The 22,685-nt window shown below is 73.3% G+C and carries 26 protein-coding genes and 1 pseudogene; 19 read left to right on the top strand and 8 right to left on the bottom strand.

Annotated elements, in window-relative coordinates:
* Window positions 1-5 precede the first annotated feature (5 nt).
* Entirely contained in the window at window positions 6-506 is a 501-nt protein-coding gene (locus ACFY0D_RS10430; protein ID WP_390797925.1) for a GNAT family N-acetyltransferase, read from the top strand.
* A gap of 110 nt (window positions 507-616) precedes the next feature.
* Here the strand turns inward: ACFY0D_RS10430 and ACFY0D_RS10425 are convergent, their stop codons facing one another.
* Window positions 617-2,434, bottom strand: coding sequence for a serine/threonine-protein kinase (locus ACFY0D_RS10425; RefSeq protein WP_390797924.1), 1,818 nt, complete (start codon window positions 2,432-2,434; stop codon window positions 617-619).
* 104 nt (window positions 2,435-2,538) lie between these two features.
* Between ACFY0D_RS10425 and ACFY0D_RS10420 the strand changes: the two genes are divergently transcribed.
* Window positions 2,539-3,168, top strand: coding sequence for a class I SAM-dependent methyltransferase (locus ACFY0D_RS10420; RefSeq protein ID WP_390797923.1), 630 nt, complete (start codon window positions 2,539-2,541; stop codon window positions 3,166-3,168).
* A gap of 323 nt (window positions 3,169-3,491) precedes the next feature.
* The gene (locus tag ACFY0D_RS10415; protein WP_390797922.1) at window positions 3,492-3,680 is read left to right on the top strand and encodes a hypothetical protein; all 189 of its coding nucleotides are present in this window, start codon (window positions 3,492-3,494) and stop codon (window positions 3,678-3,680) included.
* Window positions 3,681-3,720: 40 nt separating this feature from the next.
* On the opposite strand, the gene ACFY0D_RS10410 is transcribed toward ACFY0D_RS10415, so the two are convergent.
* On the bottom strand, window positions 3,721-4,110 hold the full coding sequence (locus ACFY0D_RS10410) for a hypothetical protein (protein WP_390797921.1): 390 nt from the start codon (window positions 4,108-4,110) through the stop codon (window positions 3,721-3,723).
* Between the two features lie 80 nt (window positions 4,111-4,190).
* Between ACFY0D_RS10410 and ACFY0D_RS10405 the strand changes: the two are divergent.
* The 4 genes and pseudogenes from ACFY0D_RS10405 to ACFY0D_RS10390 all read left to right on the top strand — a co-directional run.
* A pseudogene (locus ACFY0D_RS10405) lies at window positions 4,191-4,823 on the top strand (PLP-dependent aminotransferase family protein); the annotation flags it as partial.
* A gap of 136 nt (window positions 4,824-4,959) precedes the next feature.
* Window positions 4,960-5,409 carry an LPXTG cell wall anchor domain-containing protein gene (locus tag ACFY0D_RS10400; protein ID WP_382544197.1) on the top strand — a complete coding sequence of 150 codons (450 nt, stop codon included), beginning with the start codon at window positions 4,960-4,962 and terminating at the stop codon, window positions 5,407-5,409.
* An 8-nt stretch (window positions 5,410-5,417) separates the two neighbouring features.
* Complete coding sequence (locus ACFY0D_RS10395) at window positions 5,418-6,116, top strand: RNA polymerase sigma factor (RefSeq protein WP_390797920.1); 699 nt, start codon at window positions 5,418-5,420, stop codon at window positions 6,114-6,116.
* Window positions 6,113-6,634, top strand: coding sequence for a hypothetical protein (locus tag ACFY0D_RS10390; protein ID WP_390797919.1), 522 nt, complete (start codon window positions 6,113-6,115; stop codon window positions 6,632-6,634). Before ACFY0D_RS10395 ends, ACFY0D_RS10390 begins: the two co-directional genes overlap by 4 nt.
* A gap of 136 nt (window positions 6,635-6,770) precedes the next feature.
* On the opposite strand, the gene ACFY0D_RS10385 is transcribed toward ACFY0D_RS10390, so the two are convergent.
* Both ACFY0D_RS10385 and ACFY0D_RS10380 read right to left on the bottom strand, forming a co-directional pair.
* A complete protein-coding gene (locus ACFY0D_RS10385) occupies window positions 6,771-6,938 on the bottom strand; it encodes a hypothetical protein (RefSeq protein WP_390797918.1) in 168 nt (55 codons plus the stop codon).
* 241 nt (window positions 6,939-7,179) lie between these two features.
* Window positions 7,180-7,632 (bottom strand): MarR family winged helix-turn-helix transcriptional regulator, encoded by a 453-nt coding sequence (locus tag ACFY0D_RS10380; protein WP_390797917.1) that lies wholly within the window; start codon window positions 7,630-7,632, stop codon window positions 7,180-7,182.
* Window positions 7,633-7,868: 236 nt separating this feature from the next.
* Here ACFY0D_RS10380 and ACFY0D_RS10375 point away from each other — a divergent pair, with 236 nt between their 5' ends.
* From ACFY0D_RS10375 to ACFY0D_RS10365, 3 genes are all read left to right on the top strand, one after another.
* On the top strand, window positions 7,869-9,113 hold the full coding sequence (locus tag ACFY0D_RS10375) for an MFS transporter (RefSeq protein ID WP_390797916.1): 1,245 nt from the start codon (window positions 7,869-7,871) through the stop codon (window positions 9,111-9,113).
* A 53-nt stretch (window positions 9,114-9,166) separates the two neighbouring features.
* On the top strand, window positions 9,167-9,607 hold the full coding sequence (locus tag ACFY0D_RS10370) for a heme-binding protein (RefSeq protein WP_390797915.1): 441 nt from the start codon (window positions 9,167-9,169) through the stop codon (window positions 9,605-9,607).
* Between the two features lie 72 nt (window positions 9,608-9,679).
* Entirely contained in the window at window positions 9,680-11,311 is a 1,632-nt protein-coding gene (locus ACFY0D_RS10365; protein WP_390797914.1) for a glycoside hydrolase family 20 protein, read from the top strand.
* 53 nt (window positions 11,312-11,364) lie between these two features.
* Here the strand turns inward: ACFY0D_RS10365 and ACFY0D_RS10360 are convergent, their stop codons facing one another.
* Window positions 11,365-11,673 (bottom strand): DUF3040 domain-containing protein, encoded by a 309-nt coding sequence (locus ACFY0D_RS10360; RefSeq protein ID WP_390797913.1) that lies wholly within the window; start codon window positions 11,671-11,673, stop codon window positions 11,365-11,367.
* Window positions 11,674-11,787: 114 nt separating this feature from the next.
* The gene (locus ACFY0D_RS10355; protein ID WP_390797912.1) at window positions 11,788-12,603 is read right to left on the bottom strand and encodes an endonuclease I family protein; all 816 of its coding nucleotides are present in this window, start codon (window positions 12,601-12,603) and stop codon (window positions 11,788-11,790) included.
* 219 nt (window positions 12,604-12,822) lie between these two features.
* Here ACFY0D_RS10355 and ACFY0D_RS10350 point away from each other — a divergent pair, with 219 nt between their 5' ends.
* Window positions 12,823-13,389, top strand: a complete 567-nt coding sequence (locus ACFY0D_RS10350) for a DJ-1/PfpI family protein (protein WP_202197863.1) — start codon at window positions 12,823-12,825, stop codon at window positions 13,387-13,389.
* A gap of 168 nt (window positions 13,390-13,557) precedes the next feature.
* On the opposite strand, the gene ACFY0D_RS10345 is transcribed toward ACFY0D_RS10350, so the two are convergent.
* Complete coding sequence (locus ACFY0D_RS10345) at window positions 13,558-14,376, bottom strand: glutamate ABC transporter substrate-binding protein (RefSeq protein ID WP_390797911.1); 819 nt, start codon at window positions 14,374-14,376, stop codon at window positions 13,558-13,560.
* Window positions 14,377-14,836: 460 nt separating this feature from the next.
* Here ACFY0D_RS10345 and ACFY0D_RS10340 point away from each other — a divergent pair, with 460 nt between their 5' ends.
* Window positions 14,837-15,379: a TerD family protein gene (locus tag ACFY0D_RS10340; protein ID WP_390797910.1), complete on the top strand. Its 543-nt coding sequence runs from the start codon at window positions 14,837-14,839 to the stop codon at window positions 15,377-15,379.
* Between the two features lie 173 nt (window positions 15,380-15,552).
* On the opposite strand, the gene ACFY0D_RS10335 is transcribed toward ACFY0D_RS10340, so the two are convergent.
* A complete protein-coding gene (locus ACFY0D_RS10335; RefSeq protein WP_390797909.1) occupies window positions 15,553-16,185 on the bottom strand; it encodes a TetR/AcrR family transcriptional regulator in 633 nt (210 codons plus the stop codon).
* Window positions 16,186-16,338: 153 nt separating this feature from the next.
* Here ACFY0D_RS10335 and ACFY0D_RS10330 point away from each other — a divergent pair, with 153 nt between their 5' ends.
* From ACFY0D_RS10330 to ACFY0D_RS10300, 7 genes are all read left to right on the top strand, one after another.
* A complete protein-coding gene (locus ACFY0D_RS10330) occupies window positions 16,339-17,205 on the top strand; it encodes a phosphatase PAP2 family protein (RefSeq protein ID WP_390797908.1) in 867 nt (288 codons plus the stop codon).
* On the top strand, window positions 17,202-18,092 hold the full coding sequence (locus tag ACFY0D_RS10325; protein WP_390797907.1) for a hypothetical protein: 891 nt from the start codon (window positions 17,202-17,204) through the stop codon (window positions 18,090-18,092). The genes ACFY0D_RS10330 and ACFY0D_RS10325 overlap by 4 nt, the downstream gene beginning before the upstream one ends.
* 84 nt (window positions 18,093-18,176) lie before the next feature.
* A complete protein-coding gene (locus ACFY0D_RS10320; protein WP_376167778.1) occupies window positions 18,177-18,443 on the top strand; it encodes a GlsB/YeaQ/YmgE family stress response membrane protein in 267 nt (88 codons plus the stop codon).
* 59 nt (window positions 18,444-18,502) lie between these two features.
* Entirely contained in the window at window positions 18,503-18,697 is a 195-nt protein-coding gene (locus ACFY0D_RS10315) for a hypothetical protein (protein WP_390797906.1), read from the top strand.
* Window positions 18,698-18,701: 4 nt separating this feature from the next.
* Window positions 18,702-19,181 (top strand): ribonuclease E activity regulator RraA, encoded by a 480-nt coding sequence (rraA, locus tag ACFY0D_RS10310; RefSeq protein ID WP_390797905.1) that lies wholly within the window; start codon window positions 18,702-18,704, stop codon window positions 19,179-19,181.
* Between the two features lie 108 nt (window positions 19,182-19,289).
* Window positions 19,290-20,921, top strand: a complete 1,632-nt coding sequence (locus ACFY0D_RS10305) for a peptide-N4-asparagine amidase (RefSeq protein WP_390797904.1) — start codon at window positions 19,290-19,292, stop codon at window positions 20,919-20,921.
* A 27-nt stretch (window positions 20,922-20,948) separates the two neighbouring features.
* Window positions 20,949-22,640, top strand: a complete 1,692-nt coding sequence (locus tag ACFY0D_RS10300) for a serine/threonine-protein kinase (protein WP_390797903.1) — start codon at window positions 20,949-20,951, stop codon at window positions 22,638-22,640.
* Window positions 22,641-22,685 lie beyond the last annotated feature (45 nt).

The raw sequence follows: 22,685 nt of genomic DNA, 5'->3' as shown, positions 1-22,685 counted from the left end.
CCCGCGTGAGCGAACCACGTGAGGTTGTCATCGTCCGCCGGCCGGGTCGTGACCTTTGTGCCCAGGACGGGTTGGCCGGGCTGCTGACCGCCTACCACCTGCGGACGCAGGAGGAGAAGGGCGAGGCCGTCGCCGGCGCGGACGCACTGCCCGACCGCTACCGCGCGGAGATCACGGATCCGCAGCTGGCCTTCGCCCGCGATGCCGTGCTGCTGGCATCGATCGGGGACACCGCGGTGAGCTGCCTGGTGGTGGCCGCCCCCGTGGACGGGCGGTCCGAGGTCAAGAGGCTCTGGACGGCCCCGGAGTTCCGCGGGCTGGGCATAGCGCGCCGCCTCGTCGGCGCCGCGCTGGCGCATGCCGAGGAGTGCGGCCTCGATGCGGTCCGGCTCTCGGTGTGGCAGTGGCGGGCAGGCGCGATCGCCCTGTACGAACGGCTCGGGTTCACCGTCACCGGTTCGTGGGACGAGCGGGACCGGCTGGTCTGCATGGAACGTTCCGTGTGAGGGGAACACGCCGCTGCAGGTGGGCCGGGCCGGCCCGTCGGGCTCACACCCGGCTCACACCCGGCTCACACCCGGCTCACACCCGGCTCACGCCGGCCCGCGGCCGGGCCCTACCGCTTCCAGAGGGTCACTTCGGTGATGTAGGTCGGGACCGTGTAGTTCTTGTCGGTCGAGGGCTCCAGGCTGACGATCTTCACCATGGCCAGGTTGCCCTTGGACGTGACGGTGCACAACAGGTCGCCCTGGACGATGGTGCTGTCCGCGCCGGTGACGTCCGCCTCCCGCAGCCGGTTGGGGATGGGGTCGGTGGCGGCCCCGGTCTCGCACTGTTCGGGGGTGGGCCCCTTGCTCTTGCCGAAGGAGGTCGAGGTGCGGACCCCGTCGTAACCCATCGTCAGCTCCTGGTCCGACGAGTTGATCTCGCCGGTCGTGGCCACCTTGGGGAAGTCCAGGTCCACGTCGTTGTACTTGCCGAACTCCCTGGGCGCCAGGAGCTTCAACGGCTTGTCCTTGAAGACCGCGGTGTAGGTGCGCCCGGAGGGCGAGGCGTTGGGCGAGGACGAGGACGAGGCGGAGGGTGTCGAGCCACCGGACTGCGCCGCCGGCGCCGCGTCCTTCGGGGCGTCCGCCGTCTTCTCCTTGCTGTCGCCCGCGGTCTGCTTCGCGCCGCCGCCGTCCTCACGCGTGAGATACCAGGTCCCGCCCGCGGCGAGGGCGACGGCCAGGACACCCGCGCCGACGACCAGCGGCACACGGCTGCGCCGCGCCGCCGCCGGGGCGGGGACGGCCGGTCCGGCCGGTGCGCCGTAGGCCGGGGCGGCGTAGGCGGGCGCGGCGGTGGGCGCGCCGTACAGCGGCGGGTGCGGGCCGCCCGCCGGGCCCGGGCCCTGCGTCGGCGCGTACGCCGGGGGGACCGGCCCGGACGCCTGCGTGGGCGCGTAGGCGGGCGGAGCCGGGGCGTGCGCGGGTGCCGGGGCGTGCGTCGGGGACGGAGTCGGCGTCTGGGCCTGTGCCTGCGCGGACCGCTCGCGCCGGGCGATCTCCGCGGCCAGCGGCGCGGGCAGCCAGCCGTCGAAGTCACGCAGTTCCCGGCCTGCCGCCCGGCCGCACCACTCGGCGAGCTCGGCCGGGGTGGGCCGCTGTGCGGCGTCGGAGTGCAGGCAGCGCTCCAGCAGCTGGCGCAGCGGCTCCGGGTAGCCGCTCAGGTCCGGCGCCTGCTGCGGGGTATTGGCTATCGCGGCGGCGATCGAGAGGCCCCCTCCGTCGCCGTACGGGTGGCGGCCGGTGGCGACGACCGCCGCGATCAGACCCAGTGCGAAGACGTCGGTCGCCGCGGTGACCGTCCGGCCGAGCGCGTGCTCGGGGGACATGTACTGCGGCGTCCCGATGAATCCGCCGCTGCGCGTCAGCTGGGTGGTGTCGGTGGCCCGCGCGATACCGAAGTCGATCACCCACGGGCCGTTCGAACCGAGCAGGATGTTGCTCGGCTTGAGGTCGCGGTGCACCACCGAGGCGGCGTGGATGGAGTGCAGGGCCTGCGCCGTGCAGCCGATCAGCTGGAACACCGCGGGCAGCGGCAGCGGGCCGTGCGTGGCGAGGGCGTCGTCGAGCGCCAGGCCCGGCACGAACGCGGTGGCCAGCCAAGGCTGTTCACCACTGGTGTCGTGGTCGAGCACCGGCACGATGTGGTAGCCCTGCACGCGGCGGGCCGCCTGCACCTCGCGCTCGAAGCGGACCCGGAAGTCCTGCTCCTGGGCGAACTCGCGGCGGATGACCTTCAGGGCGACCGGCTGGTTCCCGCGGGTCCGCGAGAGGTAGACGGAACCCATACCGCCTTCGCCGATCTTCGCGAGCAGCCGGTAACCGGCGATCTCCTGCGGATCCCCCGGACCGAGCGGTCTCAGTACGGCGTCGTCGGTGTTGGACATGGGCTCCCCCTTGATGATCACTGATCTCAGATCCTAACGGGGACCGTCGCCTGCCACGGCACCGCGCCGGTACGGTGGTGCTCCGGAGGCGAAGGGGCGGCCCGATGAGTCAACGCAAGTCGGCGGCAGAGGTGTTCGACGATCTGGGGGAGCGCTACGAGGAGGTGTTCGGGCGGGTTCCCGGCCAACTGGCGGCCCTGGACTGGCTCACCGGCCGACTGCCCGCCGGAGCAAGGGTGTTGGACGTGGGCAGCGGCACAGGGCGGCCCACCGCCGAGACGCTGGTCCGGGCCGGCTGCGCCGTCACCGGCATCGACGTCTCGGCGTCCATGGTCGAACTGGCCCGCGCCAGAGTCCCGCAGGCCCGCTTCGAGCAGGCCGACGTCCGGACCTACACCCCCGAGCGGGCCGGCTTCGACGCGGTGTGCTCCTTCTTCCCGCTGCTGGTGATGGACCAGCCGGAGGTCGCGGGGGCGCTGGACCGCATGGCGTCCTGGGTCGCGCCGGGCGGGTACTTCGTGATGGCCACGGTGCCGGGGGACATCCGAGGTCTGGACATCGAGTGGATGGGCCACGAAGTCACCGTCAGCAGCCTCTCCACGGCGGACCACCTGGCCAGACTCGCCGGCCTGGGCCTGGAGGTGCTGCACCACCACACCGCGCACTTCCAGCCCGCCGACGACCGGGCGGGCCCGGAGGAGCACCTCTTCTGCTACGCGCGCCGGAGCGTGTGAGGGGTCTGCGGACCGGGCCGGCGAATGTGCCGCTGCCCCGGGCGAGCGACGGCCGCTCGGCGCGGGCCGTGGACGGGTTCCCTCTTCACGGACTGGTGGTCACACCGGGCTCATGACGGAGACGGACCTCGCGTGGGACGCGGGCGTCCGGCACGCTCCGGAGGCCGACAGCCATGGCCGGTCCATCAACTCCTGGGTTCCTCCGGTCGAGGAGCTGCCGTGGCGCACGGCGCGAGCCAGTACGCTCGTGCGCTTCTTTCCCCGTCTCCAGCCACAACTCCCCACGTCTCGCGACGAGCTCCGATTTCGCGACCGCCGCGTACGTGGGCCCTTGCATCGCCTACTGCTACGACGACTGCAAGGCCCAAGACCGCAGACCGGAGTACCGGGTCTGGGACGTCTGGCAGCAGGACCGGTTGCGCAAGCCCGTCCTGCGGACCTACGACGTCCAGGCCGCGGTACGCGAGCGGGAGCGGCTGACCGCAGACTTCACGCCGGCGGAGCAGGCGTGACCGGGACGCCGTCCGACGGGCCCGCGTCGCGACGTCGGGCTCAGGGCCTGTCGGCGAAGTCCCGCCCGGTCCGCGGTGCCCGTGCGCCTTCCCGCGGTGCACGGTCCGGACGCAGGCCGCCGCCGCCCCCGCGATCACCACCAGCAGGCCCAGCCACACCGCCGGGCCCGGGACCCCGCTGCCCGTGAGGACACCCGCACCGGCCGCGGCCCAGGGGCGCGATCCCGGCCGGCAGGCCGGCGCGGCCGGCGCCCACGGTGGCCACCGTGCGGTACCGGAGCAGGAAGGCCACCGCCGTCACCAGGACGGCGAGGTAGCCTGCGGCCGCCCACTGGGCCCCACCCAGCGACGACAGCCCGGCGGGGTTCTCGAAGGCGACCGCGAGCCCCGCCAGCATCAGCGCGCCCAGCCACACCGCGTGCACGGACACCCCCCCCACGCCCCGTGCTGGCGCAGCACCGGCACCGCGAGCAGGGTGAAGGCGGCCTCGCAGCCCAGCGCGAGCGCCGCCCAGGCAGGGTCGTCCTCGACGGCGAGCGCCGCCGCGACCTGCTCGGCCGGGCGGCCGCCGGGGGACTGGTCATCGAGGACGACTACGACGCCGAGCACCGCTACGACCGGGCCCCCGTCCCCGCCCCGCGCGCCCTGCTGCCCGAGGCGGTCTGCTACGCCGGCAGCGTGTCCAAGCTTTTCGCCCCCGCCCTGCGCCTGTGCTGGCTGCTGGTCCCGCCGCGCCTGCGCGACGCCGTGACCGCCGCCAAGCGCTACGCCGACCTCGGCAATCCGGTCCTCGCCCAGCTGGTCCTCGCCCGGCTGATGGACTTGGGCGAACTGGAACGGCACCTGTGCTACGTCCGGCGCCGCCACCGCCGCCGCCGCGACGCCATGCTCGGGGCCGTCGCCGAGCTGCTGCCCGGCGCCCGGGTGCACGGCGCGGCGGCCGGGCCGCACCTGATGGTCACCTTCGACGGCGCCGGCTTCGACGACACGGCCCTGGCCTCGGCGGCCCTGGCCCTGGGGGTCAAGACCCACCCGCTGTCCTGGCACCGCGTCCGCCCCGGCCCGCCAGGCCTGATCCTCGGCTACGCGGCCGGCTCGGCCGGAGAGATCGAGGAGGGCATCGCCACCCTGGCCACGGCTTTGGAGAGGGTCGTGGGCGGGCTCCCGCAAACCGGTCGGAAAGTTTTTCGGGAACGGCGGCAACCTCCCCGGGGGTCGCGCGTCGTGCGGGGGTGAAGGGCGCAGTCCCGCGTCCCCGACCTGACCGTGGAGAACCACCGTGAAGAACCTGAAGCGTGTCCCCCTGGCCTTCCGCCGGACGGCCTTCACCGCTGCCGCCGCCGCAGTGGCCGTCGCCCTCGCCGGTCCCGCCTTCGCCGCGAGCGGCAGCTCGGCCACGCCCTCCCCGTCGGTCAGCGTGCCCGCCGGCGCCTCGCCCACGGCGGGCGGGCCCAAGCCCTCCCCGTCGGTGAGCACCCCGCCGAGCGCGTCCCCGAGCGCGGCCCCCAGCGCGTCCCCGAGCGCGGCCCCCGGCGTCGTCACGCCGGCTCCGGGTTCGAGCACCAGGCCCAGCGCGTCGCCCTCCGAGCCCGCCGCCGCACCCGGTGCGGCGGAGCTCGCGCATACTGGCTCCTCGGCGACGACCATCGCCATGGGGGCGGGGGCCACGGGTCTGGTCCTCGCCGGCGCGGGGGCCCTGTACGCCGTGCGGCGCCGCGCGAACAGCTGAGGAATCCCGTGCTCCGACTCGCATCACCCGTCGGCCCCCTCACGCCCGGCTTCGGCCGGGCGTGGCGGGGCCTTTGGTCGTTGCTGCGCGGGGAGCGTTCCGCCCCGCCCGTCTCCCCGCGGTCGTACGGCTCGTACGGCTCGTACGGCTCCCCGTACGGCTCCTCGTCCCCGTACGGCTCCTCGTCCCCGTACGACCACACGGCCCACGGCGACCAGCGGCCACCCACCGTCACCGAGCTCTACCACGCGCACCGGCTGCGGATGGTCCGGCTCGCGGTGCTGCTCGTCGACGACCTGGCCACCGCCGAGGACGTGGTCCAGGACGCCTTCACCGCCCTCTACCGGCGGCACGGGGAGCAGATCACCGAGGTCGACAACGCGCTGGGCTACCTGCGCACCGCGGTGGTCAACACCTCGCGCTCGGTGCTGCGCCGCCGGCGTACCGTCCGGGCCTGGACCCCGCCGGCGGCGGCCGACATACCGTCCGCCGAGGACCACGTGGTCCTGGACGAGGCCCACCGCGAGGTGCTCGCCGCGCTCGGCCGGCTCACGCCGCGCCGCCGCCAGGTGCTGGTGCTGCGGTACTGGGCCGATCTCAGCGAGGCGGAGATCGCGGCCACCCTCGGGATCAGCCGGGGAGCGGTGAAGTCCAACGCGAGCCGCGGTCTGGACGCCCTGGAACGGATTCTGGAGGGACGGATATGACGCGTGACGGCGAACGCCTCACCGAGCGCCCCGTCGAGCGGCGGCTGCGGCAGGCCCTCGACGCGCGCGCGGACAGCATCGACGTCCGCCGGCTGCGGCCCGCGGAGCCGCCGGGGGCGCACCCGGGACGGCTGCCGATGGCCGGGCTGCGGCGGTTCGCGCTGCCGCTGGCGGGCCTGGCGGCGGCCGCGGCGGCCGCGGCGGCCGCCGGGATCGGCTATCTGCTGCTCGCCCCGGATCCGTCGCCCGGCCCGGGGCTGCCGGCCACCCCGCCGCGGATCACGGCCCCCGGCCCGTCCCCGCAGGACCCGACGTCACCCGGCCCGCGCCCCTCCGGATCCGGGCGCCCGACCCCATCCGTGTCCTCGCCCCCCAGCGGGTCGGTGAGCCCGTCCGTCCCGGTCTCACCGACGGCTTCGGGGTCGCAGCCCCCGTCGGCGAGCCCGTCGGCGAGCCCGTCCGCCGCGCGGGGAGGCATCGTCACGCCCTCGCCACCGTCGAGCTCCGCCCCGCGCTAGTGCTGTGACCGGCAAACCCTGCCGGTCACAGCACCAGGGGGTGTCTTGTCCCCAGGCCCGCAGGGCTTGGGGGAAGCCTCGCGACGCGGCCCCGTGCCCCGACCCTCATCAGGGTCGCGGCCCGCAGCCGGTCGGATCACTCTCCGGAGTCGATGGTGGGCCGGCGCAGCTGCACCTCGGCACCTGTCTGCTTGAACGACTCTGCGGACACCGGTACGAGCAGCGCATCACGGTGGAAGTCCCGCAGGTTGGTCGACCCGCAGCTGATCATCGTCGAGGTGAGCTTCGTCCGGGTCCGCTCCACGTTGTCGTACAGGCTGCCGGCGTAGGCACGTAGCCGTCGACGCCCTCTTCGAAGACCATCTGGCCGCGCTGGCCGTACCGGGCTGCGTTCTGCGCGCGCCGCGAGCCCTCACCTCTTACCGCAGCGCCGAAGTCGGCTTCCCCTCCTCGTACTTGGCCGCCACGCCCCGGCCGTACGCGGCACCGTCGTACGGCCGGCAACCGCCGGCGGATGGTGGAGTCGGCATGCACGTCCCAGGTGGTCAGCCCCGGAGGTTCTCCACCGCCGTGACCAGCGGGGCGAGTTCGGGTGTGCGCGAGGCCTCGTCCAAGGCCTCGCGCAGGGCGGTGTCATTGGTGGGGCGGGCCGCGGCCAGGAGGGTCAGGCCCGCCTCGCTGACGTCGGTGTAGATGCCCCGCCGGTCGGTGTCGCAGATGTAGCGGTTCAGCAGGCCGCGGTCCTCCAGCCTGCTCACCAGCCGGGTCGTCGCGCTCTGGCTGAGCACCACCGAGTCGGCGACCTGGTGCATCCGCAGGTGCCCGCCCGGGCCGTTGTGCTGGCGGCTGAGGACGTCGAGCAGTGAGTACTCGCGCACGCTGAGGCCGTGGCCGGCCTGCAGGGCCCGTTCGATGTGCGCCTCGATCCGTCCGTGCAGGAGGGAGAGGGCGCACCAGCCCTGGGAGAGGGCGGTGAGCGCGCTGTCCGCGGCCGTCATGGGCTCCTCCGTCGAAGCGTCCCGGGCTGGGGTGTCTGACCACCAGGATAGTCCACATGCGCAATAGCCCGCGCTTGCAAATATCCCGCGTCTGCAATTAATGTGGACGCATGCAAGCGGCGATAGCAATCAATCGCCCCGGATCGCCCCCGATCGCTCTCCATCGCCCTCGATCGCGATCACGCCGTCGCCCGCGCACCCCGCACCACCCCCTCCCCTGAAGGACACCTCCCCCCATGCCACTCGCACTCCTCGCCCTCGCCGTCGGGGCCTTCGGGATCGGCACCACCGAATTCGTGATCATGGGCCTGCTCCCCGAGGTCGCCGGCACGTACGGGGTCTCGATCCCCACCGCGGGCTTCCTGGTCACCGGCTACGCCCTCGGCGTCGTCCTCGGCGCGCCCCTCATGACCGTGCTCGGCACCCGCATTCCCCGCAAGCGCATGCTGATGCTGCTCATGGGCTTCTTCATCGCGGGCAACGTGCTCTCCGCCCTCGCCCCCGCCTTCGGCGTCATGCTCGCCGGCCGCGTCGTCGCCTCGCTCGCCCACGGCGCCTTCTTCGGCATCGGCGCGGTCGTCGCCGCCGGACTCGTCGCCCCCGAGAAGAAGGCCGGCGCGATCGCCATGATGTTCACCGGACTGACGGTCGCCAACGTCGTCGGCGTCCCCCTCGGCACGTTCGTCGGGCAGACCCTCGGCTGGCGCGTCACCTTCCTGATCGTCGCCGCGCTCGGCGTCGCCGGCCTGCTCGGTATCGCCCGGCTGGTACCCGAGCTGCCCCGGCCCGAGGGCGGGGTACGGATCCGCCGCGAGCTCGCCGCCTTCCGCAACGTCCAGGTACTGCTGGCGATGGCGATGACCGTCCTCGGCTTCGGCGGCGTCTTCGCCGCGATCACCTACGTCACCCCGATGATGACCAACGTGGCCGGCTTCGCCGACTCCTCCGTCACCTGGCTCCTCGTCCTGTTCGGCCTGGGCATGGTCGCCGGCAACCTCATCGGCGGCCGCTACGCCGACCGCGCGCTGATGCCGATGCTGTACGTGGCCCTGGGCGCCCTGGCCGTCACCCTCGCCGTCTTCACGCTCACCGCCCACACCAAGGCCGGCGCGGCCGTCACCCTCGTGCTGATCGGCGCCCTCGGCTTCGCCACCGTGCCGCCGCTCCAGAAGCGCGTCCTGGACCAGGCCGCGGGGGCGCCCACCCTGGCCTCGGCCGTCAACATCGGCGCCTTCAACCTCGGCAATGCCCTCGCCGCCTGGCTCGGCGGGCTGGTGATCGCCGCCGGACTCGGCTGGACCGCCCCCAACTGGGTCGGCGCGGCGCTGGCCGCCTCCGCCCTGGTGCTCGCCCTCGTCTCCGGCGCGCTGGAACGCCGTACGACGCGGCGCGCGGCCCGCGGCGTCCGGGGCACGGCCGTGGTGGCGGCCGGCGCATCCGAGGCATCCGAGGCCGCCGTGGCCGTCCCCGCCCACCACTGACCCACCCCCTTCCCCCGTACGCACGCACCCCCGCCCGCAAGGAGAAACACCGCATGTCCGCCCCCGCCTCCACCCCCACCCGCACCGCCGTCGCCCCCCTGACCACGGAGGACGCCGAGCTGCTCGTCGCCACCGCCAACGCTGCCGCCGAAGCGGCCGGGGTCACGGTCAGCGTCACCGTCCTCGACGCCGGCGGCCACCTGCTCGCCTTCCGCCGCGACGACCGCGCCGTCCTGATCTCCGGCGAGACCAGCACCCGCAAGGCCTACACCGCGCTCCAGCTGAACGCGCCCACCGCCGACCTCGTCGAAGCCGTCCGGCCCGGCGGCCCCTTCCACACCCTGCCCACGGCCCTCGACCGGCCCCTGCTCTTCATCGCGGGCGGCCTGCCCGTCCACCGCGACGGCCGCCTCGTCGGCGCCATCGGCGTCGGCGGCGGCGCCCCCGACCAGGACCACGGCTTCGCCGCCGCCGCGCGGGACGCCCTCGTCTGAGACCGCCCGAGGCCGCCGGGTCGCGCGCCCGTGTCCCCCGTGCCACGTTGGTACGGGGGACACGGGCACATGATGAGCACACCGAGACGGCACACGAGGGTCCGCACCATCGCGACGGCAACGGTCGCCGCGCTGGTCACCCTTGCCCTCCCGGGCTGCACGGCCGCCTCGGACGAGGCGCGCGCCCGCGGCCCCGCCGACTCCTCCGCCGCCTCCTCCGCGACGGCGGCGCGCCCGGCCGAAGCCGCCCCCACCCCCACACCGACCCCGTCCTACCCCCTGTCCACCGCCCCGCGCACCATCCCGGCGGTACGGGAGCACGTACCCGCCCGCGGCCCCGGCTGGAAGCCCACCCCCGACGCCCGGGTGGTCGTCGCCCCGGACGACACTGCCGCGCTCGCCGACGAGGCCAAGCTGCTTGCCGGTGAACTGCGCATCGGATACGGGGAATCGGCGGCGCCGCGGGCCGGGGACGTGGAGCTGTCCCTGGACGCCGGGGCCGCGGGAGGGCCCGAGTCGTACACCCTCGACGTCAAGGACGGCCGCGTCCGGATCAACGGCCCCGACCAGGCCGGGGTCTTCTACGGCACGCGCACCCTCAAGCAGGCGGTCAAGAGGGCCGGGTCGGCTCCCGAGGGCACGGTGCGCGACGCCCCCGCCAAGCCGCAGCGCGGCCTCAACCTCGACATAGCCCGCAAGTACTTCTCCCCGGACTGGATCGAGGACCGGCTGCGCGAGATGGCCGATCTCAAGCTCAACCAGCTCGGCCTGCACTTCTCCGACGATCAGGCCTTCCGCATCCAGTCCGACACGCACCCCGAGATCGTCTCCACCCCGCACCTCACCAAGGCCCAGGTGCGCGAGATCAAGGCGCTCGCCGCCCGGCTGCACATCACGGTCGTCCCCGAGATCGACTCGCCCGGCCACCTCGGCGCGGTCCTGCGAGCCCACCCCGACCTCCAGCTGCGCGACACGCAGGGGCGGGCGGTCAAGGGGGCCGTGGACATATCGAACCCGGCGTCCGCCAAGCTGGTGGACGAGCTGCTGCGCGAGTACATTCCGCTCTTCCCCGGCGGGGCCTGGCACCTGGGCGCCGACGAGTACCAGGCGCTGGTCTACCGCGACCCGCAGGCCTCCTTCCCCCAGCTCGCCCGTGCCGCCCAGCAGCGGTACGGGCCCTCGGCCCGGGTCCAGGACCTGGCGACGGGCTGGCTGAACGACCGCGCCGACGTGGTCCGGCCGTCGGGGAAGGCGCTCAAGGCGTGGAACGACGGGTTCTTCGCGGGCGGGGTGACGAGCGCCGCCAAGGACATCCAGGTCGAGTACTGGACCGGCAAGGAGAACGGCGCCCGGCCGCCGCTGGAGTACCTGCGCGAGGGCCGCAAGCTCGTCAACCTCAACGACGAGTTCCTCTACTACGTGCTGGGGGAGCCCAACCAGTTCACGTACCCCACCGGGAAGCGGATCTACGAACAGTGGACCCCGCTCGTCCTGCGCGGCACGACCCCCGTCCCGGCCTCGTACGGGCCGCAGATCCTGGGCGGGCGCCTCGCGATCTGGAGCGACCTGTCCGGCGCCCAGACCCAGGCCCAGGTGGCTGCGGGCATCCAGGCTCCGCTGGCCGCGCTCTCCCAGAAGGTGTGGGACGCGCGCACCCCCCAGCTGCCCTGGACCGACTTCAAGGCCCTCGCCGACCGACTCTGACCGGCCCCCGGTCTCCCTGCGGCTCTGCGGCTCCGCGGTTCTGCCTACGGTGCCTACGGCCGCGCCGTACGGTCGACGCGCTGTCGGCGGCGCTGGAGCCACTGGCCGACCAGCGGCAGCGCCAGGACCACCGCCGACGTCCAGACGGCGGCGAAAACCCAGATCAGAAGCCGCGAGACGGTGACCGAGGCAGCCACGAACAGCACCGCCGCCACCACGCCGAGCAGCCAGGCGGCCACGGTGCGGTGACGCCGGTGCGACGTGGACCGCAGGATCCGGTCGAGGGAACGGTCACCCTTGAGTTCGGCCTCGATCGCGGAGAGGGCGCGCTGCTCGCGATCGGAGAGTCCGGCTCCGTCCATCACGACGTACCTCCGCCGGCTGCTGCCGTCGGGCGCGGGTCGCAGCCTCTGGCCGGGGAATACCCTGCCTGACGCGGCCCAACCCCCGGAGGACGCCGTGACTGCGGGCCCCGGTCACCAGATGGAGTCGACCCACTCCGGGTGGTCGATGAACGGGTTGCGGTTGTGCTGGAACTGGTCGAATATGACCTGGTTCCGGCGCTGCTCGAAGGCGTCCGGCGGGTCCATCTGGTTCCACTGCTTCAGCAGGCTGATCCGCCCGAAGAGGGGCGCGGAACCATTGTTGACCTTGTCGTTCAGCTCCAGGTTCGCGAAGCCGTCACCACCGTCGTAGCGGACGGCCATGTACAGCAGCATCCGCGCCACGTCGCCCTTGACGGCGTCACGCGGCTCGAAGGAGTCGGCGTCGGTCAGGCTGCCCGGTGCCTCGCTCACCGGGCTGCCGCCCTTGTCGAAGTCCTTGTTGCCGCGGGTGCTGTTGACGGTGACGTCCTCCGGGCGCAGGTGGTGCAGGTCGGTGCCCGGGCCGGTGGCGGTGCCGAAGTCGCCGTGGCTCTTGGCCCAGACGTGCTCGCGGTTCCAGTCGTTGACCCCGCCGCCGTTCGTTGCCTTGGACTGCGAGCGGCCGGAGTAGACCAGGATGACGTTGTTGGAGTTCGCCGGGTCCTGGTCGGTCACCTTCAGGGCGTTCCACACACCCTCGTAGGTCACCTTCGACTGGTTCTTGATGATGCCGTGCAGGGCGGTCTTCAGCGCGGGCCCGGTCTTGCCCTGGGCGCTCGCGTAGTAGTCCGCGTACGGGTCCGCGGCGGCGGCCGTCGGGTTCTGCGTGGCGGTCGGGCGCTGCTGGCCGGCGGCCGCGGCCGCCGGTACGGCGAACAGGGCGGCGGCGAGGCCGGCCGCCCAGGGGGTCAGGCGGGAGATTCTCATCGGGTGGGGGGTACCTCTCCATACGCACCGTCCCCGCCCGGGGAATTGGCGGAGTGTCAGTGGCAGAGCGAGGGTCACATTGTCATGTGCCGAACAGGTGAAAACCACGTGTCGGGAGTGGGGGATCTTCGTGTGTGCCGACCGCGCGCCGCGGGCAGGGTAGCGGTGGCCCCCGGTGGGGCCGGAGCGACCATGACCAGCCCGCATCGGGAGCAGCCCATGGCAGTGAAGATCCTCATCGTGACCGGCGACGCGGCCGAGTCGCTGGAGGTCCTGTATCCGTACCAGCGCCTGCGCGAGGAGGGGTACGAGGTCCACATCGCGGCGCCGCAGGTGAAGAAACTGCGGTTCGTGGTCCACGACTTCGAGGAGGGCTTCGACACCTACACCGAGAAGCCCGGCTACACCTGGCCCGCCGACCTGGCCTTCGCGGACGTCGTCACCGAGGACTACGCGGCCCTGGTCGTCCCGGGCGGCCGGGCGCCGGAATACCTGCGCAACGACCCCGAAGTGCGCCGGATCCTGGCCGCCTTCGCGGAATCCGACAAGCCGATCGCCCAGATCTGCCACGGCCCGCTCATCACGGCCGCGGCCGGGGGCCTGGCCGGCCGCCGGGTGACCGCGTACCCGGCGCTGGAGCTGGACATGAAGGCGGCCGGGGCCGAGTTCGAGGACTCCGAGACCGTGGTCGACGGCACCCTGGTCTCGGCCCGGGCCTGGCCGGACCACTCGCGCTGGATGCGGGAGTTCCTGACGGTGCTGCGCGGCAAGGCTCCGGTGGCCTGAGCGGCATCACGCATCACGCACCACGCGTCGCGCATGACGGATCACACGGGCGGCCGTGACCCCGTGCGAGGGGTCACGGCCGTCGGGTCGTGTCGGCGGCCGGCGCTTTCGGGCCGGACGGGGGCGCGCCACCGCCCGGGGGCCGGGGCGCCACCGCCGCGCCGGAGGTCAGCTCACGGGCGTGATCGCCGGGGCCGGCTCGTACCGGTAGTTCTCGCCGAAGTTCTTCTTGACGGCCGTCTCCCAGGAGCCGTCCGCGACCATCTTCTTCAGCGCGTCGTTGATCTTGCGCTGGAGCTCCTTGTTGCCCTTCTTGACGCCGATGCCGTAGTTCTCGTTGCTCAGGCTCTGGCCGAGCAGCTTGAACTTGTTCTCGTTGCCCTTCCGGGCGGCGTACCCGGCCAGGATGGAGTTGTCGGTGGTCATGGCGTCGACCCGGCTCTCCTGGAGCGCGACGACGCAGTCCGCGTAGCCGGCCATCTCCAGCAGGCCCGCCTTGGGGGCGAGGTTCTTGCGGAGGTTCTCGGCCGAGGTGGAGCCGGAGACCGAGCACAGGCTCTTCGAATTGAGGTCCTCGGCCTTGGTGATCGAACTGTCGCCGGCGCGCGTCAGCAGGTCCTGGTGCGCGACGAAGTACGGTCCGGCGAAGTCGACCTTCTCCTTGCGCTTGTCGTTGATCGAATAGCTCGCGACGACGAACTTGACCTCGTTGTACTGGAGCAGCAGCTCGCGGTCGTTGCTGTAGACCTGCTTGAATTCGATCTTGTCCGACTTGTAGCCGAGTTCCTTGGCCACGTAGGTGGCGACATCGACGTCGAATCCGGAGAAGGTGCCGTCGGTCTCCCGCATGCCTATGCCGGGCTGGTCGAACTTGATGCCGATGGCGAGGGTCCCGTCCCCCTGGTCCCCATCGTCGAAGACGCACCCGGAGGCGGTCAGGGCGATCGCGATCACTGCGGCGACCGCACCGGCCTGGGGAACCTTCATGCTGCACTCTTTCCTGGGGGAACGCGGGACGCGTCACCGGGATCGCCGGGGGCGTGTGGAACCGCGCGAATGTGGGGGATGTCGGGACGCGTGTACGAGGAAGCTAGGAAGCGGAACGGCTCACCGTCACTAGATTTGAGCAAAACTTGAGGATAACGATCCGGTCAGCCGCAGATCATGCGGTTGGCGCAGGTCGGAGTGGGGGATAGGGGCGGGCGCGGGAGGGGGTCCGGCGTGATGGGACGGAAATACATCACTCTTGGGCGAACAGGGGCAAATCTGTTGTGTCCGTCCCGCGAAACCGCCCGCATGCCGGTGCGGCGCGCACACGGCGGACGGCGGCGACCGGGCCGGGTGGCCGAACCGGCCGAAATGGCCGGAAACGCACGATCGTTCGCACCGGGCCCGGGGGCACGTGGGATCATGGACGCGCAATGCCCGTGAGCGAAGGGGGAGTTCGGTGACCGGTGTACGCAAGGGGCTGGCCAAGGTGGAGTTCGCGCTGCGGTGGGACCCCAGCCCGACGGGCGCGCCCGCGAACGACCTCGACATAGTGGCCGCGGTCTACGGCGCCGCGGACCTCCACGGGACGCCCGTCCAGCTCGTGCACTTCGGCAGCCGGTCGCCCGACGGGACCATCACCTTGAACCGGGACAGCCACACCGGCCAGGGCTTCGGCTTCGACGAGGTGATGACCTTCGAGCTGGACCGGATGGCGCCGGAGTCGAGCCGGGTGGTGGTCGGCGTGGTCATCCAGAACGCCGACGCCGGCGGCGCGGGCCGTACGAAGACCTTCGCCGACATCGGCGGCGCCGGATTCCGGATCCGCGAGGGGCACACCGACCTCGCCCAGGGGGACTTCGCGGCCCTGGCCGCCGCCACCGCGGCCACCGTCGCCGAGTTCACCCGCGACGCGTCCGGCCCCTGGTCCTTCGACCTGCGGCTGCACGGCTTCGATGCCGACCCGGAGGTGTTCGCCCGGACCATGGGCGGGCTCCGCTGAGGCCGGCCGGGCCCGTGCGGGGCTGTCCGGGCCGGTGCGGAGCCGCGCGGACCGGGCGGCGGCCACTCCTGGGGTGAGTGGTCGCCGCCCGGTCCGGGTGGCGCGCTGCCGCCGTCCCCACGAGGCAGCGCGGGCGGATCGCCGTCAGGTCATCAGGACGGCGGCCCGCCGGTTCAGGGGGCCTGGTCGGCCGGGGGTCCGGCGGGGCGGGAAGGCGTGAGGCCCAGGGACGGGAGCATCACGGCGTCGACGAACCGGACCAGGTAGTCGGCGTCCGCGTACCGCCCCTCCAGCACCGGCCGGATCCGGAGCACGCCCATCAGCTGGGCGGGCAGGAACTCCACGGCCGGATGGTCCGCGGCGATCTCGCCGCGCGCCACGGCCCGTCCGACCATCTCGGCGAACGCGGCCAGCTCCGGCTCGACCAGCGCCTCGCGCAGGGCGGCCTGGAGTTCCTCGTCGCTGAGGACGGCGTGCCCGAGGGCCTGCGTCAGCCGGGTGTCCCTGCCGGAGGTCCCGGCCGCGATCCGGGCCGCCTCGCGCAGATCGCCGGCCAGTGACCCGGTGTCCACCGTGACGAGGGTGCCGCGGCGGCCCGCGCGCAGGGCCGCGGCGACGAGCCGGGGCTTGGTCTTCCACTGCCGGTAGAGCGTCGACTTGCCACAGCTGGCCCGGGCGGCGACGCCCTCCATGGTCAGGGCCTCGTAGCCGTACTCGCGCAGCTGCTCCAGGACGGCGTCGTAGAACTCCTGCTCACGCTCCGGGGTGATCTTGGAGCGGCGCGCGGGGGACGGTGTCGACGTCATGGATGCGGCTCTCCTCGGGGGCGCCTCGGCGGCAGGTTCCACTACGGAAGTGTACGGGAACGCGACCGTATCGGTACACCAGCGTATCGATACGCCAATGTATCGATACACTGGCGTGTCGCTGTGCGCGTAAACAGGAAGAGAGACCGGGGGATGAGCTCCCACACCACACCTGCCGGGCCGGCAGCCGGACCGAGAGCCGCGCGCCGCCGCCTCATACGCGAGCTGCTGCTCGTCGCGGGCTTCTTCACCGTCTACAAGGCGGGCCGGCTGCTCTCGACCGACCGCACCGACGAGGCCTTCCGCAACGCGGCGCGCACATGGGACGCCGAGCGCTTCCTGCACCTGCCCGGCGAGGGTGCGATACAGCGGCTGCTGCTGCACGGGGACGCCCTCGTCACCACCGCGAACACCTACTACGCGGGTGTCCACTTCCCCGCGACCGCACTCTTCCTGATCTGGCTCTACATCCGGCGCCCCGCCCACTACCTGTGGACGCGCCGCGTGCTCGCCGGACTCACCGGAGCCGCCCTCGCCCTGCACCTGGCCTTCCCGCTCGCGCCCCCGCGCCTGCTCGACGCCACGCGGCTCATCGACACCGCACAGGTCTACGGACCCACCGTCTACAAGGCCGCACCGGCCGAGGACACCCTGGCGAACCAGTTCGCCGCCATGCCCTCACTGCACTTCGGCTGGGCGCTGATGCTCGCGCTCGGCATGATCGCCGCCACCTCCTCGCGGTGGCGCTTCCTGTGGCTGCTGCACCCGCTGCTGACCCTGCTCGTGATAGTCGGCACCGCCAACCACTACTGGCTCGACGCCGCCGTGGCCGCCGTCCTGCTCGGAGCGGCCCTGCTGCTCATCCCGAAGCCGCGAACGAGCGAGCCGGATCCGGACCGGGGCACACGCCCGGGCCCGGGTGCGGGCCAGGGAACGGGCTCGGAGCCCGGCCAGGACATCCCCGTACGAAGCCTGCCACGCCCGCGGAGCGCGGACGCGGCCGTAGGAGCCGGACAATGAACGACACCACCCTCGCCGTCGGACTCTGCCTGGCTTCGGCCGTGGCCTACGCGGCCGCCGCCGTCGCCCAGGAACGGCTCGCCCGGGCCGCCGTCGCGCGCACCGCCAAGGCCCTGCTGGGCTCCGGTGCCTGGTGGTGGTCGGCCGGGCTGAACGCCGCCGCCGCGCTGCTGCACGCGGCGGCCCTGCGGTACGGCCCCCTCACCCTGGTGCAGCCGCTCGGCGCGCTCACCCTGGTGGCCGCCGTCCCGCTGGGGGCGCGCAGGTCCGGCCGCCGGGTGGCGGCCACCGAATGGCGGGGCACCCTGGCCACCGTGACCGGGCTCGGCCTGTTGCTGCTCCCGGCCTCCGGGCCGGCCCCCGACGACACCCTCACGCTGATCGAGGCGCTGGCCGTCTCCGGCGCGACCATCGCCGTCATCCTGATGCTGACCGCGGACAAGGACCCGCGCTCGGGCCTGCGCCACGCGACCGCCTCCGGGCTGGCCTCCGCGGCGGCCTCGGCCCTGACCCAGACGGTCGCCGTGGCGGCCGGTCGCGGCGGAGCCCTGCTCAGCGTCCGGGTCGTCTCCGTGGCCCTGCTCGTCATGGTGTTCGCCGTCGGCGGGATGCTGCTGTCGCAGCGGGCCTACCGCGGCGGACTGGGCGCCCCGCTGGCCGTGGTGAACCTCGCCAACCCACTGGCCGCGGCCGCCATCGGCATGGTCCTGCTCGGCGAACGGCTGCAGGGCGGAGTGCCGGGGCTGCTGCTGGCCGGCGCCGGAGCCTTCCTGGCGGCGCGCGGGGTGGTCCTGCTCACCCGGACGCCCTCCACCGGCGCGGGCCCGGGCATCGGCCCCGTCACCGGTGCCGAGCTCCCCGTACCGGCCGGCCGCGTGGCGGTCTGAGCGGCGGAGAACCGATCCGCCCCCGGGCGCGTCCTCCCAGCAGAACGCCCGAACGACCGAACGACCGAAGCGGAGTGACTGGACATGGGGATCGTCAGCTGGATCATCCTGGGACTGCTGGCCGGGGGCATCGCCAAGGTCCTGCTGCCCGGCCGGGATCCCGGCGGCCTCATCGGGACCACCCTCATCGGCGTCGCCGGAGCCTTCATCGGCGGCTGGCTGTCGGCGAAGCTCCTGGACAAGCCCATCCAGACCGAGTTCTTCGACCTCGCCACCTGGGGCTCCGCCATCGCGGGCTCACTGGTCCTGCTGATCGGCTACCGCATTCTGTTCGGCAACTCCCGCAACTGACCCGGCCCCACGCGGTCCGGGCCCCGGCCGCTCGTACGTCTCCCGTCACGTTCCAGCCGATGTCCGGCGACGGCTTCCAGATCGCCACCGGCGACCAGCACCTCGCCCGGGCCACCGCCCAACTCCTCGGCCGCGAGGACCGGCTGTGCCGGCCCATCCGCTGGAGGGCAGGCCCCGGCCGCGCCGGACGACCGGCCGATTACGCTGGCCGCACCACCGCGACGTACGCGCACGAGCAGCGAGGAAACCGGTAGCCAGATGAGTGTCACCCCCGTCCCCACAGCCGACCTGTACGACGAGTACGGCGAGTCCCTGGCCATCTGTGCAACCGGGTTCCGTCAGTTCGGCGGCCGTCGGCTGTTCGCCGGCCCCGTACGCACCGTGCGCTGCCACGAGGACAACGCGCTGCTGCGCACCCTCCTCCACACGCCGGGCGAGGGCGCGGTCCTCGTCGTGGACGGCGGCGGCTCGCCGCGTACCGCCCTCGTCGGCGACCTCATCGCCGGCGCGGCCGAGGCCAACGGCTGGGCCGGCCTGATCATCAACGGCTCGGTCCGCGACAGCGTCGCGCTCGGCGGGCTCGACCTCGGCATCAAGGCGCTCGGCACGGTCCCCCGCAAGAGCGGCAAGACCGGCGACGGCGCGGTCGACGAGCCCGTCACCATCGGCGACGTCACCTTCCGCACTGGGGACACCGTCCACGCGGACGACGACGGCGTGGTCGTCCTGCCCCGCTGACGTCCGGACCGGTGCCGGCGGGACCGGAACCGGGGCGGTTCAGAACCGGCCAGGGCCCGAGCACGGGCCCTGGCCCGGCCCCGGCGGGCCGGGTTTCACTGCGGGCCCATGAGACGACGACACAGGATCACCGGCCTGCTCGGCGCGATCGCGCTGACCGCCGCCACCCTGGCCGCCGCGGGACCCGCGTACGCCGCCGGGACCCCGGCCGCGGACCCGCCGCCCGCCGAGTTCGGCACCGACTGGCACGACCCGCTCACCGCGGCCCCGCCCGTCGCCCGGCCCACGAGCCGGTCCTGCCAGGTGACCCTCGCGGAGGCACAGTTCCGCGACTTCACGCCCTACCGGGGCAGCTACACACCGCCCGCCGCCTGCGGCACCGGCAGCTGGGCCAAGGTGGTCCTGCGCCTCGACGGCAAGGTCAAGGGCCGCCAGTACGACCGCCTCGGCCACCTCTCCCTCGGCGGGGTCGAAATCCTGCGCACCTCCACCCCGCAGCCCTCGCCCGACGGCATCACCTGGTCCGTCGAGAAGGACGTCACCCGCTACCGCGACACCCTCGCCCGCCCGCAGCCCGTCGAGATGCTCATCGGCAACGTCGTCGACGACACCTACACCGGTGTCATCGACGTCAAGGTGACCCTGACCTTCTACGCCGCCGACGGCCGCAACCCGGCCCCGGACACCCCCGACCGCGTCCTGCCCCTCACCTCCCCCTCGGTCACCACCCCGCGCAACACGGAGCGCCTCCTCGCCGAGGTGTACGCCACCGGCTCGGGCGGCGGCTGCGAGGAGTACTGGTACATGACCACCCCGGACGCGGCCCCGTACTCCTGCAAGGCCGCCGACGGCCCCTACCGCGAGGTCCGGGTCTCGGTCGACGGACAGCTCGCCGGCATCGCCGCGCCCTTCCCCACCGTCTGGACCGGCGGCTGGTCCAACCCCTTCCTCTGGTACGTCACCCCCGGCCCGCGCGCCTTCGACGTCCAGCCGATCCGCTACGACCTCACCCCCTACGCCGCCCTCCTCAACGACGGCCGTCCGCACCGGATCGAGGTCTCCGTCGCCGGGGTTCCCGCCGGGCAGACCGGCTGGAGCACCCCCACCAACCTGCTGCTCTGGCAGGACGGGGCCCGGGAGGTCGTCACCGGCGCCCTGACCCGGTACGAGCGGAGCGATCCGGCCGGCCACTCCCGCTGGACGCCCGCGTCCCCCGGTGGACAGCACCGCCTGGACACCGAGGACGGACACCGGCTGACCGTCGCCGGGCACCTGAACACCTCCCACGGCCGCGTGGCCACCACCGTCACCCGCGCCGTGCGGGGCACCTCCGTGCACCGCTGGACCGACGGCGAGAACCAGGACGCGCTCACCGCCACCTGGACCGACGAGGAGAGCGTGACGCGCGGGCCGGCCACCACCCGGACCGACCGCACCTACACGATGGACGGCGAGACCACCCTCGGCGACGGCGACCGGCTGCGTACCGTCCTCTCGCTCGGCGACCGCGCCGACACCGTCACCCTGCGCGGCGGCAAAGCCGTCGACAGCTCCCGGCTCGACGACCGGTACATGGGCGACGCCACCTACACCGCGAACGTCCCGCGCGACCAGCGTCACGCGGTCGCCACCACGACCGCCCGCTACCGGTTGTACGGGACCGCAGCGCCCGGCGGCTGTTACGACCGGACGGTCGCCACCGTCCAGGGCACGCTCACGGTGGACCGCCGACACTGCTGAGCCGGACGCCCCCTACGATGAGCGCCCATGGATACGAGTGAGGCCGGCAGACAGCTGATCGACGGCCGTTTCGAGCTGGTCGCACCGCTAGGCAGCGGGGGCATGGGTACGGTGTGGCGCGCCCGCGACATCGCCCTGCACCGCGAGGTCGCGCTCAAGGAGGTGCGCCCGCCGGACCCGGCGACCGCCGCGGCCCAACCCGACCTCGCCGACCAGCTGCGCCAACGGGCCATCCGCGAGGCCCGCGCCCTCGCCCGCCTCGCCCACCCCCACGTGGTGACGATCCACCACATCGTCGAGCCGCCCGAGGGCGCGGACGGACACCCGTGGATCGTCATGGAGCTGGTCCAGGGCGGCTCCCTGTACGACCGGCTGGCGTCCGGGCCGATGCCGACCGCCGACGTGCTGCGGCTCGGCCTCGACGTGCTCTCCGCGCTGCGCGCCGCACACGCCGAGGGGGTGCTCCACCGCGACGTGAAGCCGGCCAACGTGCTGCTGCGCCCCAGCGGGTCCGCCGTGCTCACCGACTTCGGCATCGCGGCCCTGCACGGATCGACCGCGCTCACCTCGACCGGGGTGCTGATCGGCTCGCCCGAGTACATCGCGCCCGAACGCGTCCGCGGGGAGGAGGGGCTGGCCGCCTCCGACCTGTGGTCGCTGGGCATGCTGCTCTACGTGGCCGCGGAGGGGGTCCATCCGCTGCGCCGGGCCACCAGCCTGGCCACGGTCGTCGCGGTGCTCGACGAGCCGATCCCGGCGCCCGTGCGCTCCGGCCCGCTGGCGCCGGTACTGGAACGGCTGCTCGTACGGGACCCGGCCGCGCGGCCCGACGGGGCGCAGCTGGAACAACTGCTCCGGGACGCGAGCGCGGCTCTCGGATCCGGCCACGGGGCGGGCGCCGGTCCGGTCGCCGCCGCGCCGGCCGTCTCCGCGCCGGCCGCACCTGCCGTCCCGGGTCAGTACGGCCCGTACGGCGGCCCGTACGGCTCGCCGACCCCGCCGCCGTTCGGCCAGGGAGCCTCCCCCTACGCGGCCCCCACCACGCCCGTCGCGCTGACGCCCGCACCGCGCAGGCGCCCGGCCCTGATCGGCGCTGCGCTGACCGTGGTGCTGGCGGCCGCGGTGGTCGGCATCGTCCAGTTGATGCCCGACGGGAACTCCGGGGACGACGACGCGGCCGACTCCCGCGCCACCCGGCCCGCCGTCGCCACCCCGGGCGGTACCCCGGTCTCCACCCCCGGCGCGAAGGCGAGTACCTCCAAGGCCGCCACGGCCCGCGGCAGCATGCTCACCCCGGAGAACATCCGGATCGCCCTGGACGCGCTCAAGGAGAAGACCGGCACCACCACCTTCGTGGACCTCAAGGTCTACGAGGGCTACGTCCTCGCCAAGATCCCCACCGCTCCCGGCGCCGATACCGTCGACGCCTGGCAGTACCGCGACGGCGCCGCCAAGCGCACGGGCCCGGACGGCACGGTCGAGGAGGGCAAGCCGCTCATCGACATGGCCGCCGTCAACTGGGACGCGCTGCCCGGCCTGTTGGAGCAGACCAAGAAGGAGGTGGGCATCGAGAAGCCGACCTCGACCTATGTGATCGTCGAGCCCTGGATGATGGACCAGGTCCCCTGCATGCGGCCCTACCTCATCGACGAGTACGGACGCGGCGGCTATGCGCTCGCCGGTGTCGACGGCAAGGTCAAGAAGGTCACCAAGTTCTGACATCGTCTACCCGTGCGTGCGTACGTACGCACGTGCGGACCGACG

The sequence above is a fragment of the Streptomyces sp. NPDC001502 genome (assembly GCF_042894785.1).
Taxonomy (GTDB): Bacteria; Actinomycetota; Actinomycetes; order Streptomycetales; family Streptomycetaceae; genus Streptomyces; species Streptomyces kutzneri.
This window is presented reverse-complemented; position numbering and strand designations above follow the sequence as displayed.

Excerpts from the sequence above, each read along its gene's own strand:
- ACFY0D_RS10425 (WP_390797924.1), bottom strand. The coding sequence starts at position 2,434 with ATGTCCAACACCGACGACGCCGTACTGAGACCGCTCGGTCCGGGGGAT.
- ACFY0D_RS10420 (WP_390797923.1), top strand. The coding sequence starts at position 2,539 with ATGAGTCAACGCAAGTCGGCGGCAGAGGTGTTCGACGATCTGGGGGAG.
- ACFY0D_RS10390 (WP_390797919.1), top strand. The coding sequence starts at position 6,113 with ATGACGCGTGACGGCGAACGCCTCACCGAGCGCCCCGTCGAGCGGCGG.
- ACFY0D_RS10380 (WP_390797917.1), bottom strand. The coding sequence starts at position 7,632 with ATGACGGCCGCGGACAGCGCGCTCACCGCCCTCTCCCAGGGCTGGTGC.
- ACFY0D_RS10375 (WP_390797916.1), top strand. The coding sequence starts at position 7,869 with ATGCCACTCGCACTCCTCGCCCTCGCCGTCGGGGCCTTCGGGATCGGC.
- ACFY0D_RS10370 (WP_390797915.1), top strand. The coding sequence starts at position 9,167 with ATGTCCGCCCCCGCCTCCACCCCCACCCGCACCGCCGTCGCCCCCCTG.
- ACFY0D_RS10365 (WP_390797914.1), top strand. The coding sequence starts at position 9,680 with ATGAGCACACCGAGACGGCACACGAGGGTCCGCACCATCGCGACGGCA.
- ACFY0D_RS10360 (WP_390797913.1), bottom strand. The coding sequence starts at position 11,673 with ATGGACGGAGCCGGACTCTCCGATCGCGAGCAGCGCGCCCTCTCCGCG.
- ACFY0D_RS10355 (WP_390797912.1), bottom strand. The coding sequence starts at position 12,603 with ATGAGAATCTCCCGCCTGACCCCCTGGGCGGCCGGCCTCGCCGCCGCC.
- ACFY0D_RS10350 (WP_202197863.1), top strand. The coding sequence starts at position 12,823 with ATGGCAGTGAAGATCCTCATCGTGACCGGCGACGCGGCCGAGTCGCTG.
- ACFY0D_RS10345 (WP_390797911.1), bottom strand. The coding sequence starts at position 14,376 with ATGAAGGTTCCCCAGGCCGGTGCGGTCGCCGCAGTGATCGCGATCGCC.
- ACFY0D_RS10335 (WP_390797909.1), bottom strand. The coding sequence starts at position 16,185 with ATGACGTCGACACCGTCCCCCGCGCGCCGCTCCAAGATCACCCCGGAG.
- ACFY0D_RS10330 (WP_390797908.1), top strand. The coding sequence starts at position 16,339 with ATGAGCTCCCACACCACACCTGCCGGGCCGGCAGCCGGACCGAGAGCC.
- ACFY0D_RS10325 (WP_390797907.1), top strand. The coding sequence starts at position 17,202 with ATGAACGACACCACCCTCGCCGTCGGACTCTGCCTGGCTTCGGCCGTG.
- ACFY0D_RS10320 (WP_376167778.1), top strand. The coding sequence starts at position 18,177 with ATGGGGATCGTCAGCTGGATCATCCTGGGACTGCTGGCCGGGGGCATC.
- ACFY0D_RS10315 (WP_390797906.1), top strand. The coding sequence starts at position 18,503 with ATGTCCGGCGACGGCTTCCAGATCGCCACCGGCGACCAGCACCTCGCC.
- rraA (WP_390797905.1), top strand. The coding sequence starts at position 18,702 with ATGAGTGTCACCCCCGTCCCCACAGCCGACCTGTACGACGAGTACGGC.
- ACFY0D_RS10305 (WP_390797904.1), top strand. The coding sequence starts at position 19,290 with ATGAGACGACGACACAGGATCACCGGCCTGCTCGGCGCGATCGCGCTG.
- ACFY0D_RS10300 (WP_390797903.1), top strand. The coding sequence starts at position 20,949 with ATGGATACGAGTGAGGCCGGCAGACAGCTGATCGACGGCCGTTTCGAG.